10 protein-coding genes are annotated in these 11012 nt (G+C 72.6%); 9 read left to right on the top strand and 1 reads right to left on the bottom strand.

Annotated features, from left to right (window positions below; translation table 11 throughout):
* The first annotated feature begins 22 nt into the window (after nt 1–22).
* Complete coding sequence (locus RM555_RS03205; RefSeq protein WP_311410361.1) at nt 23–898, top strand: TauD/TfdA dioxygenase family protein; 876 nt, start codon at nt 23–25, stop codon at nt 896–898.
* Between the two features lie 82 nt (nt 899–980).
* On the opposite strand, the gene RM555_RS03200 is transcribed toward RM555_RS03205, so the two are convergent.
* The gene (locus RM555_RS03200; RefSeq protein ID WP_311410360.1) at nt 981–2036 is read right to left on the bottom strand and encodes an FAD-dependent oxidoreductase; all 1056 of its coding nucleotides are present in this window, start codon (nt 2034–2036) and stop codon (nt 981–983) included.
* 271 nt (nt 2037–2307) lie between these two features.
* Here RM555_RS03200 and RM555_RS03195 point away from each other — a divergent pair, with 271 nt between their 5' ends.
* The 8 genes from RM555_RS03195 (at nt 2308) to RM555_RS03160 (ending at nt 11001) form a co-directional block, all read left to right on the top strand.
* Nucleotides 2308–2949, top strand: a complete 642-nt coding sequence (locus RM555_RS03195; RefSeq protein WP_311410359.1) for a hypothetical protein — start codon at nt 2308–2310, stop codon at nt 2947–2949.
* Nucleotides 2946–3965, top strand: coding sequence for a hypothetical protein (locus RM555_RS03190; RefSeq protein WP_311410358.1), 1020 nt, complete (start codon nt 2946–2948; stop codon nt 3963–3965). The genes RM555_RS03195 and RM555_RS03190 overlap by 4 nt, the downstream gene beginning before the upstream one ends.
* A complete protein-coding gene (locus tag RM555_RS03185; protein ID WP_132240601.1) occupies nt 3962–4234 on the top strand; it encodes an acyl carrier protein in 273 nt (90 codons plus the stop codon). The genes RM555_RS03190 and RM555_RS03185 overlap by 4 nt, the downstream gene beginning before the upstream one ends.
* A 2-nt stretch (nt 4235–4236) precedes the next feature.
* The gene (locus RM555_RS03180) at nt 4237–4488 is read left to right on the top strand and encodes an acyl carrier protein (protein ID WP_311410357.1); all 252 of its coding nucleotides are present in this window, start codon (nt 4237–4239) and stop codon (nt 4486–4488) included.
* Nucleotides 4485–6038, top strand: a complete 1554-nt coding sequence (locus RM555_RS03175) for a long-chain-fatty-acid--CoA ligase (protein ID WP_311410356.1) — start codon at nt 4485–4487, stop codon at nt 6036–6038. The genes RM555_RS03180 and RM555_RS03175 overlap by 4 nt, the downstream gene beginning before the upstream one ends.
* A gap of 59 nt (nt 6039–6097) precedes the next feature.
* A complete protein-coding gene (locus tag RM555_RS03170; protein WP_311410355.1) occupies nt 6098–7396 on the top strand; it encodes an SDR family oxidoreductase in 1299 nt (432 codons plus the stop codon).
* Between the two features lie 1069 nt (nt 7397–8465).
* Nucleotides 8466–9617: a SagB/ThcOx family dehydrogenase gene (locus RM555_RS03165; protein ID WP_311410354.1), complete on the top strand. Its 1152-nt coding sequence runs from the start codon at nt 8466–8468 to the stop codon at nt 9615–9617.
* A gap of 124 nt (nt 9618–9741) precedes the next feature.
* Nucleotides 9742–11001, top strand: a complete 1260-nt coding sequence (locus RM555_RS03160) for an MFS transporter (RefSeq protein ID WP_311410353.1) — start codon at nt 9742–9744, stop codon at nt 10999–11001.
* Nucleotides 11002–11012: the final 11 nt, after the last annotated feature.

Raw genomic sequence — 11012 nt, 5'->3', positions numbered from 1 at the left:
CACCGAATCCAGGAGGGAACGCATGGAAGAGCACGTCCTTGCCGCCGTCGAGCGGGCGACGACCCGCCCGCCGGAGCGCTACGACACCATCACCGTCCGGCCGATCTCTCCGGTCATCGGCGCGGAGGTCTCCGGCCTCGACCTCGCCACCGAACTGTCCGACGGGCAACTGGCCGAGGTCAGGCGCGCCTTCCTCGCCCACCACGTGCTGGTCTTCCGCGACCAGGTGCTCTCCGCCGAGGACCACAAGCGCTTCGCCGGTCACTTCGGCGAGCTGCGCCGGCAGCCCCTCGCCGACCTCGACGGCGGCGACCCCGCCGTCCTCGAGATCAGCGCCGGCCGGGACTCGCGGTTCGTGGCCGGCGAGGACTGGCACACCGACGGCACCGCCGAGGCCGAGCCGTCGCTGGGCTCGATGCTCTACGTCACCAGGACCCCGGAGATCGGCGTCGGCGGCGACACCCTCTGGGCGAACATGCACCTGGCGTACGAGATGCTCTCCCCGCCGGTGCGGGCCTTCCTCGACGGGCTGACCGCGATCCACGACGGCCTCATCCCGTGGATGGGTCACACCCCGCCGCCGGAGTACGTCGTGCCGAAGAGCGAGCACCCGGTCGTCGTACGCCACCCGGAGACCGGCCGCAAGCTGCTCTTCGTCAACGCCGGCTTCACGTCGCACATCGTGCAGCTCTCCCGCCACGAGAGCCGGGCGCTGCTGGACATGCTCTTCGGCTGGGTCGCCCAGCAGCCGATCCTGAGCTGCCGGGTCCGTTGGACGCCGAACACGCTGGTGTTCTGGGACAACCGCTGCACCCAGCACCACGCCGTCTGGGACTACTACCCGCACTCCCGCTACGGCCAGCGGGTGACCATCAACGGCAGCCGGCCGGTGGCGTAGCCGGTCGGGCCGACCCCCGCGGTGCCCCACCGGCGGCTGCGCTCGCCGGTCGGTGGGGGCGCCGGCCGGTGGGGAGCGGCGGTCAGGCGCGCACGATCTGCTCGGTGTAGGCCCAGTCGTCGTCCAGGGCGGCGTCGCGCTCGCCGGTCAGGCCAGTCAGGTCCGCGCCCGCGACGCGGCCCGCGCCCGCGATCCGGTCCCGCAGGATCCGGGCCGTGACCACGGCGGCCCGGGTGCCCTGGGCCGTGACCGGGTCCAGGTGGTAGCCGGCGTCGCCGACCAGGCACCAGCCCGGCCCGCTCATCGGCCGGCGCAGCATGCGCATCCGCCCGGCGCCGCCGATCGAGGTGGTGCGGCGCCCGACGGCGACGGCCGGGCCGAGATACGGGTCGTCGCGCACCATCCGCTCGTACGAGCGCGCCGGGTGCCGGCCGGTCTCGTCGATGAGGCTCTGGTGCAGGTCCACCGCCACACACCACTGCTTGTCGCCGCACGGTGTCGAGATGAGGACGCTGCGGTCCTGCAACGAGAAGTAGGAGCGGTCGGTGGGCAGCGGCAGGTTCTCGTAGTAGGCCAGCAGCGCGAACCACGGTGACTCGACGACCCGGTAGGCGCTCGCCCCCACGCGTTCCGCGTTGCGCGACAGCCGGCCGTCCGCCAGCACCAGCAGGTCGCAGGTGACCTCACTGTCGACGGCACCGTGCCGGACGGTCACGCCGCGTACCCTGCCCGCGTCGATGGTGAGGTCCCGCACCCGGGCCGGGCGCCGCACGGTGACGTTGCCCCGGCCGCGCGCCGCGGCCAGCAGCGCCGGGTCCAGCACCTCGCGGGGCACGCTCATCCGGAACGAGTGGGCGTCCTCGCGCGGGTAGACCCGCTCGACCACGTCGTCGCCGATGCGCTGGGTGTCGCCGTAGGTGCGCGGGGCGCCGCAGGCCAGGACCGTCTCCAGCAGACCGAGCTCGGCCCAGGCGAGGTTGCCGGAGCGGTCCCAGGTGGACTGCTGCGGCCAGAACGCGGTGGGCCGCGAGGCGTCGAGGACGAGGACACGTTCGGCGTACGGCGCGAGGGCCCAGGCGGTGCACGCCCCGGCGATCCGGCCGCCGACCACGACGACCTCCCAGTGGCCGGTGATCACGCCGGCACCGGCTCGACGCGGTGGTGCTCGGGCGGGCTCCCGACGTCGTCAGACGACACGGCTCAGTCTCGCATCCGGACCCGACCCGGGGAAGGGAGCAGCCAGGCGAGGGGCGGGGTCCTCGTGGGCGACGGGGCCGACGTCGCGAGACGGTCCCGAGGTCGCCGCCACGGCGCACACCGTCGGGGGGATCTTGTTATTACTGGCCGATTACCCAAGACCATTAAATTCACCCAGGTCAGCGGGCTCCCGTCTGGACGTGGGGTGGAATGTGAACAGTCGAACAATTGCGCGCCCGGAGCCCAGGCTCGAGGTCCGGGACCTCGGGTGGGGGCAGCTGTGGGCGGGCTCCCGGCTGCTCGCCCAGGCGTACGAGGACGGCGCCATCTGGGCCGCCGCCGGCTCGCTGCCCCGGTGGCAGCGCCGGTCGGCGCTGACCGCCCTCTACCTGGCGGAGCTGGTGATCGCCCAGCTGATGAGCTCGGGCATCACCCTCGCCGCGTACCGGGCCGACCGGCTCGACGGGATCCTCGTCCTCTACGGCGACGAGCGCACCACGCCGTGGTGGGGGTGGGCACTGCGCTCGGTGGCGTGCCTGCTGGCCGGGCCGCGGGCCGTGGTGCACGCCGTCCGCATCTCCAACGCGCTCGACCGGATGCGCCCCGACAGCCCGCACGTGTGGTTCGCGGTGCTCGGCCGGCGGGTCGACTCGGTCGGCGTCGGCTACGTCCTGATGCGCGCCGGCCAGGCGCGGGCCGAGGCCCTCGGCCTGCCGGGCTACCTGGAGACCTCGGCCGGCCCGGAGCAGGTGCAGATCAACGAGATGCTCGGATGGACGTCCGTGGACGAGTACGTGCTGAGCACCGGAAGTGTCATCAAGACGATGTGGCGCGACAACCCGGGGCGGTCATGACGGCGGCCGGACTGGTCCGGGGGCTGGACACGCTCTTCGCGGTCCCGCCGGAGCACCGGCTCGGCGACGTCGACCGCACCTCGGCGAGGCAGGTCCTCGGCTGCGACGACCACACGCTCTCCACGTTGCTCGACCGCGGGCTACCGGCCAGTGGTGACCCGGGCGAGGAGCGTTTCGACTCGCGCGACCTGTTCAACCTGGCGCTGTACTCCGGCACCGGCACGACCGTGCCGGAGCAGGCCTTCGCCTACTCGCTGCGGTGGATGCGCTCGTCGACCGAGGAGCTGCTCGCGCCCCGCGCCTCCCGGTTCGCGCTGCGGCTCGCGTGTGCCGCCGACGCGTGCGGCCCGCAGCCGACCAGCACGCTGGCGCTGCCGCGCCCCGAACGCTGCGGCGGCGCGGTGCACGACCTGACGGTGGAACCCGCCGACGGCGTCGACGGGCCGGACGCCGAGCGCGGCGACACCGTCACCCGTACGGCGTCGCAGCTCGCCGTCACCGCCACCGTCCACACGACGGGCGAGCGGGCCGAGCTGCGCTCTCCGGAGCTGCGCGCGATCGCCGCCGAGTTCGCCGCCATGGACCTGCGCTGGGTCAAGCTGCCCGAGGCCCTGCAGAACGACGTGGACCTGGTCACGACGCACGGCGTGGCGAGCTGCGACTCGGCGAGCCGGTACCTGGCCCAGCTCTGCCACCGGGCCGGCATCCCGGCGGTGACCCGGATCGGCTGGGTGGTCGGCATGCTCGACCTGGTCCACGCCTGGGTCGAGGTCGAGGACGCCGACGGGGCGACCAAGGTCATCGACCCGGTCTTCGCGCTGTTCTCCGCCACCGTGCGCGACACCAACCCGCTGCTGCGCGACCCGGCCGTCGCGCTGCGCACCAACCGGCTCATCCCGACGGGCCTGTCCACGGGGCGGGCCGTGGCCGAACACCGGTGCGCCGGTGAACCGTCGGCCGCCCGGCTCACCACGAAGATCCTCCCCGCACCGACACGCCCCCAGGAGGGGTCATGAGTACGACCGAGACGGTTCCGGAGTTCCTCACCACGTTCCTGCGCGCCAGATGTCCGGACATCGACTCGGTCGGGCTCGACGACGACCTCGTGGACACGGGCGTCCTGAACTCGATGCACTTCGTCGAACTGCTCTACCTGATCGAGGCGGAGCTGGGCACGGAGATCTCCCTCGACGAGGTGAGCACGGACGACTTCCGCACCATCTCGCGGATCACGCGACGTTTCTTCACCCCGGGGCAGGGCCCCGGCGCGACACCCAAGGAGTAGCAATGTTGGAGACCCGCGTCCGCGAGGTGGTCGGCTCGGTGTTCGGTGTCGCACCGGACGAGCTGCCCGAGCGCCTGGACCCGGACACCGTCCCGGGCTGGACCTCGCTGCGCCAGATCCAGCTCATGATGGCGCTGGAGAGCGCGTTCGGCATCGAGATCGACCCGAACCTGCTGCCGGCCCTCGCGTCCGGCCCGGCGATCGTGCAGTACCTCGAGGAGACGCTGGCGGTCCCGGACGGGACGGGCCGATGACGGCGTACCACCCGCAGTTGCGCACGGTGCACGACGTCGTCGCCTTCCACGCCGGGCAGCGGCCCGACCATCCGGCGGTGCACTGCGAGGACCGTACGGTCAGCTACGCGCAGCTGCACCGGTCGAGCAACCGGACGGCGCACGCCCTGCGGCGCGCCGGGGTCACGGCCGGGCACCGCGTCGCCTACCTGGGCAAGGAGTCCGAGCACTACTACGACGTCCTGTTCGCCTGCGCCAAGACCGGCACCGTGCTGGTCCCCATCAACTGGCGGCTGCGCGCCGGCGAGATCCGGCACATCATGCGCGACTCCGGCAGCACGGTCCTCTTCTGCGACGAGGACCTCCTGGACACCGTCGACGCCCTGCGGCCGGACCTGCCCGAGCTGCGCGAGGTCGTGTCGCTGGCCGGCTTCACCGGCTGGCAAACCGACGAGGACGCCGACCTGGACCCGTCCTGGTCCGAGGAGCAACCCCTGGCCCAGGTGTACACCAGCGGCACGACGGGCAACCCCAAGGGCGTCGTGCTGGCCCACCGCAGCTTCTTCGCGGTGCGGGACGCGCTCGCCTCCGAGGGCCTGGACTGGATCGACTGGCGGCCGGACGACGTGAGCCTGATCGGCATCCCGGGGTTCCACATCGGTGGGCTCTGGTGGTCGATCCAGGGTTTCAGTGCCGGCATCACCAACGTGTCGGTCCGGGTGTTCGCCGGGCACGAGGCGGTCCGCCTCATCCGGCGCCACGGCGTCACCACGGCGTGTGTCGTGCCGGCCCAGTTGCAGATGATGCTCGCGCCGCCCCGGCCGAAGCGGGAGGACTTCGTCTCGCTGCGGAAGATCGTCTACGGCGGGTCGCCGATCTCCGAGGCGTTGCTCGGCCGCAGCATCGAGATGTTCGACTGCGAGTTCGCGCAGATCTACGGCCTGTCCGAGAGCGGCAACACCGCCGTCTGCCTGCCGCCGTCGGAGCACGTCGTCGGCGGGCCGCGCATGCAGGCGGCCGGCCGGCCGTACCCGGGATTCGCCGTGAAGATCATCGACGGTACGGGCCGCGTGCTGCCGCCGTTCGAGGTCGGCGAGATCTGCCTGTCGACGCCGGCGCGGATGATCGAGTACCGGGGCCTGCCCGAGGCCACCGCCGCGACCCTGGTGGACGGCTGGCTGCACACCGGCGACGCCGGCTACCTGGACGACGAGGGCTTCCTCTTCGTACGCGATCGGATCAAGGACACGATCATCGTGGCCGGCGAGAACGTCTACCCGGCGGAGATCGAGAACGCGGTCTGCGCGTACCCGGGGGTGGTCGAGGCCGCCGCCGTCGCCGTACCGCACGAGCACTGGGGCGAGGTCGTGCACTGCTTCGTGGTGACCCACCCCGACCAGCCCGCGACCGCCCGCGATCTCACCCCGTTCCTGCGGGGACGGATCGCCGACTTCAAGATCCCGGCGAGCTTCGAGTTCGTCGACCAGCTGCCCCGCAACCCCAGCGGGAAGCTTCTCCGGCGGGAGCTGCGCGAAAGGTTCTGGCAGCACCTCGACCGGCGCGTGGCCTGACAGCCGGCGCGGTCCCCGTCCGGATCTCCAACACCCACCCTTCGTGCAAAGGCGGATCGATGCACATTTTCCTGCGCCACAACAGCGACCGGATCGCGCTGTCGACAGGCAGCCCCAACCGGCTCTCGCTCGGCTACTCGGAGGACCCGCGAGCGGTAGCGAGCCGGCTCCCCCGACGCGGTGCCGACGAGCCGAAGAACGTGCTCCTGCTGGGCGCGAACGGATACGTCGGCATGCACATGCTGCGTGAGCTCCTCGGCGACGCCCGGGTGGCGACGGTCTACGCCCTGGTGCGCCGCAAGGGCGACAAGTCCGGCGAGGACCGCATCGCCCGGCAGCTGCGCAAGTACAAGATGGAGCTGCCCGACACCGGGAAGCTGTCGGTCCTGGAGGGCAGCTACCTGGAGCCGGCGATGGGGCTCGACCGCGCCGCCCACGACGAGCTGCTCACCGAGGTCGACGTGGTCATCGACGCCGCGGGGGCGACGACCCACGACTACCCCTACACCCGGTACCGCGAGGAGAAGGTCCTGCCGACGCTCCGCCTTGCCGAGTTCTGCCTGCAGGAGCGGTTCAAGACCCTGCACGTGATCGGCTCGGTCGGCAGCGAGGTCTACCAGCAGCGGCGCGACTTCTACCGCAACAGCTTCTTCTACACCGGCTACAGCAGGATGAAGTGGGTCGTCAAGCACCTCACCCTGCGGGCGAACCGTGACGGCGTGCCCATCCACATCTACCAGGCGCCGTTCGCGTTGGGCGGCGCGCCCACCGGGTTCAAGGACCCCGGCATGGAGTACTCGTTCTGGAACATGATCTCGCACATGCTCCAGCTGGGCCTGATCTGGGACTCGGAGGTCACCAGCCCGATCGTCGCCGGCGACGTGCTGGCCCGGTCGGTCGTGGACAACGCGTTGTCGGACTCGCCGCGGCCGATCAGCTACCCGGTGACTCCGGCGACCACCCGCGAGATCGCCGAGCGGTTCGACCTGAAGCTGGTGTCGTGGCAGGAGTTCCGGCGCGAACTGATGCGGCAGCACCGGTTCCGGCCCGGTCAGATCGACTGGTCGAAGCCGATCACCAGCATCAAGCGCGGCCGGCAGCAGTCCAAGTTCGTACGCTCGCTGTTCCCGCGGTCGTTCCACACGCTGCTGAGCAACATCCACCACGCCGCCGCCAACCCGACGACCGTGCGGCTCGACACCGACCCGCCGCCGATCGACGTCCTGGTCAACAACGCCAGGCGGATCCGCAAGCTCGGCAAGTACCTGCCCGAGGAGGCGGTGGCTCCCGTCGCCGTCGCCGCGACGGTTCCCGCTCCGGCCCCCGCCGCCGAGCCGGTGGCCGTCGGGGCCGTCTGACCCTTCTCCTCGCGCGACAGCGACGCCGGCTGACCTGGCACGGGTGCCAGGTCAGCCGGCGTCGGCGCGTCGGCGGGCTGGCGGTGGGTGCGGTGCGGCCCTCCCCCTCGGCCGCGAAGCCAGTCGGCCGCCCAGGGACTTTGACGCATCCGAATGCGTCGACCGGCCGTCGAGTCGCCGGTGGGAATGCCTGCAAGCCAATGCCCAAAGGCCCGCCGAGGCGATACGCCAGCACGTGCACGAATGCCCCACCCGCCACCCATCGAGAAGGAATTCCGCACCGCCCGGCGGCTTTGCCCGTCCCGGGACACGCGATTCGCCCCATCGCCGCCGAGGAGCACCCGACCACCCGCCTGCGCGGCGGTGCGCCGAACCCGGCCACGCTCCGGCCATCCCACCCGGGACGCCCGGCAAGCGCTCGCCAGCGGACGCGGGGTCGGCCGTACAGAGGGCGCCACCTGCGCGAACGCCTGCGTCTAGTCGCTGGCCGGCACGCCGGCTCCCGGCACCTGACCGCCGGCACAACCGCCCCGTCGCGTCGACGACCAGGTGCCCGGCGAGCCGGCCGCCGCCGGCCCTGGCGGTCGCCTCGCATCTCCATTGATTCTCGCTGTAAGACGCCCCGAGAAAGGTCGCCGACCCCTTGGCAGGGGGTCGACGCATTCGCTACCTTCTCTATTGCCGCAAGCGGGAACGGATGAGGGGAGTCGTCGTGACGGCGTACCGCTCGGGGAATGGCTCCGAATTTTTCTTTCGGAGTCCCGAACGCTCGCCGCAGTCGACTTTCCTGCCTCGTCCGCCCGACCGATCCGCATCCTGACTGCGTTTCCGCGGCACCCAGGTTCCCCCGAACGCCCGTCCCGGATACAGCGGGGACGGTCCCGTCCAGGGGTGCACCGAGCCCACCGCGCCGGAGAGGAGGTACGAGCCATGGCCTTCGACATCGTGATCGTCGAGACGAACGACGTTGTGCTGAACCACGGCGCCGTCTGACGCGCCCGGTGCCGGACCCGCACGCGGGTCCGGCACCACTCCGTCCGTCGTGCTTCGTCGTGGAAAGGGCACCGGAATGCGGGTACGTCGCCGCGACCAGCTCGTCTGCCGCTGGGACAGCGATGCGCTGATGGTCGCCCTGCCCGGTCAACGCCGATGGTTGCGGGTCACCCCCGACCTGCTGAGCCTGTTGCAGCGGCTGGACGACTTCACCGACGTCGACGAGGTCGCCGCCCAGTTCGGGGGCGAGGCCGCCGACGCCGCCGTCCAGGCGGTCCACAAGCTCCGCGACGCCGGCATCCTCGTCGCCGACACCGACGACGCCTGCACCCCGCCCGTCTGGCAGCACTGGGGGCCGATCGCGTCGCGCATGCACACCGAGGCCCGCGACGCCAACTACCTCGTGGATTCGCCGCAACGCGACGCCACCGCCGCGCAGATCGCCGCCGACGGCGCACCTCCGGCCCCGTTCAAGCGGTACCCGGACGCCCCGGCCGTGCACCTTCCCCGACGCACCCTGCCGCTGCGTACGCCCGTCGAGGAGGTGTTCGCCGCCCGGCGCACCCACCGCGCGTTCGCCGGCACCCCGGTCGGCATCGACGCGCTCGCCACCGTCCTGTCCTGCACCTTCGCGCCCCAGCGATTCCTCGACGGCGGCGCGTTCGGCCCGCAGCAGGGACGCATCAGCGCCTCCGCCGGTGGCCGGCACGAGGTCGAGTGCTACGTGGCCGTCCACGACGTCACCGGCGTCCCGGCCGGCCTCTACCACTACGCGCCCGAGGTGCACCGCCTGGAACTCCTCGACGCCACCGTCGACCGCGAGCGCATCGCCGCCCTGGCGTACGAGCAGGAACCCTCCTACCAGGGGGCCTTCACCTGCCTCACGACCACCGTCGCCGCCCGCCTGTCCTGGAAGTACCGCCACCCCCGGGCCTACCGGCTGTGGATGTTCGACGCCGGCCACTACGGTCAGACCTTCGCGCTGACCTGCACGGCGCTCGGCCTGGCACCGTTCCAGACCGTGGCGTTCCACGACAGCGGCGTCGAGGCGATGCTCGGCGTGGATCCCGACCACGAGTTCGCCACCTACCTGCTCTCCGCCGGTAATCCCGCACCCGACGACGGCACCGGTCCCACCGGGCCGGGATATCCACCACCGTTCCGCCTGGCCGCCAGCTCCCACCGGTCACCGGCCGACCCGACCGCCGACCCGGAGCAGCTCGGATGAGCCCGACCGGCCACACCGCGGCGCCCGGCACCGGCAGCCGCGGGGCCCCGCCCGGCCACGCCACCGGCCCGGCGTCCGTCGTCGGCGCGTCGGCCATCGGCCACCGCCGGACGCGCCGCACGCCATGAGCGCGCCCGCCAGCCCCGCCACCGCCGCCGCGCAGAAGCTGAGCCAGCATCCGCGGTTCCTGCGGGTGTGGGCCAGCCAGTCCGCCGGGGCCGTCGCCGACCAGATCCTGCCGGTCGCGTTCGCGCTGCACGCCGTACAACTCGGGGCCGGTGCCGGCACCATCGCCGTCATCCTCGCCGGGCGGGCGATCGCCCTGGTGGTCTGCCTGCTCGCCGGCGGCATCCTCGCCGACCGCGTCTCCCGGCCCCGGATCCTGTTCACCGCCGACCTGATGCGCACCGCCATCGTCCTCGGCACGCTGCTCGCCCTCGACGACCTGCCCCTGGCCGCGCTCGGCATCGTCACCGCGCTCTCCGGCGTGGCCGAGTCCCTGTCCCGGCCGGCCATGCGGTCGTTGATCCCGGCGCTGCTCCCCGCCGGCCTGCTGGAGCGCGGCAACGCCATGGTCTCCGCCGTGCAGCGCTCCGCGACCCTCCTCGGGGCGCTCGCCGGCGCCGCGATCGTCACCGCCATCGGCATCCACGCCGCGCTGGGCCTGGCCGCCCTGCTGTTCGCGACCGGCGCCCTCGCGGTGCTGGGCGTACGCGACGTCGCCGCCGACAACCGGGCCCGGACCAGCGTCCTGGCCGACGCCGCGGCCGGCATCGCCACCGTCCGGCGCCGCCCCTGGGTCGCCGCCGTCATGGCTGCCGTCGCGGTCCAGCTCTTCGCCGGCACCGCGCCCAGCCTGACGCTGCTGCCGCTGATCGCCGCGGACCGCCTCGGCGGCGAACTCGCCTACGGGCTCGTCCTCGCGGCTGCCGCCGCCGGCGCCCTCCCGGCCATCGCGCTGGCCGGCCGGTGGCGGCCCCGGCGGCCCGGCACGGTCAGCATGCTCGCCCTCACTACCTACGCCGCCCTGCCCGCCAGCCTCGCCTTCGCCCTGCCGCTGCCGGTCACGGCGCTCTGCTTCGCCCTCGGCGGATTCGTCGTGGAGATCTACTTCATCTCCTGGCTGTCCGCCCTGCAACGTGAGATCCCCGCCGAGGTGCTGGGCAAGACCCTCGCCCTGGACCAGCTCAGCGCGTTCGCCCTGCTGCCGGTCGGTTACGCCCTCACCGGGCCGGCGGTCGCGGCGTTCGGGATCCAGCCCACCCTCGTCGCGGCGGCCGCCCTGACCGCCGCGGCCAGCGCCGTCACGCTGCTGGTCCCCGGCGTCAGCACCTTCAGCGACCCCGCCCGCGCCCACGCCGCCGGCGCGGACCGCAGCGGATGATCCCATCGGGT

This window comes from Micromonospora reichwaldensis (assembly GCF_031845925.1).
GTDB classification, from domain to species: Bacteria; Actinomycetota; Actinomycetes; order Mycobacteriales; family Micromonosporaceae; genus Micromonospora; species Micromonospora reichwaldensis.
The sequence above is the reverse complement of the archived record's forward strand: the minus strand, read 5'-3'. Positions and strand labels throughout refer to the sequence as shown.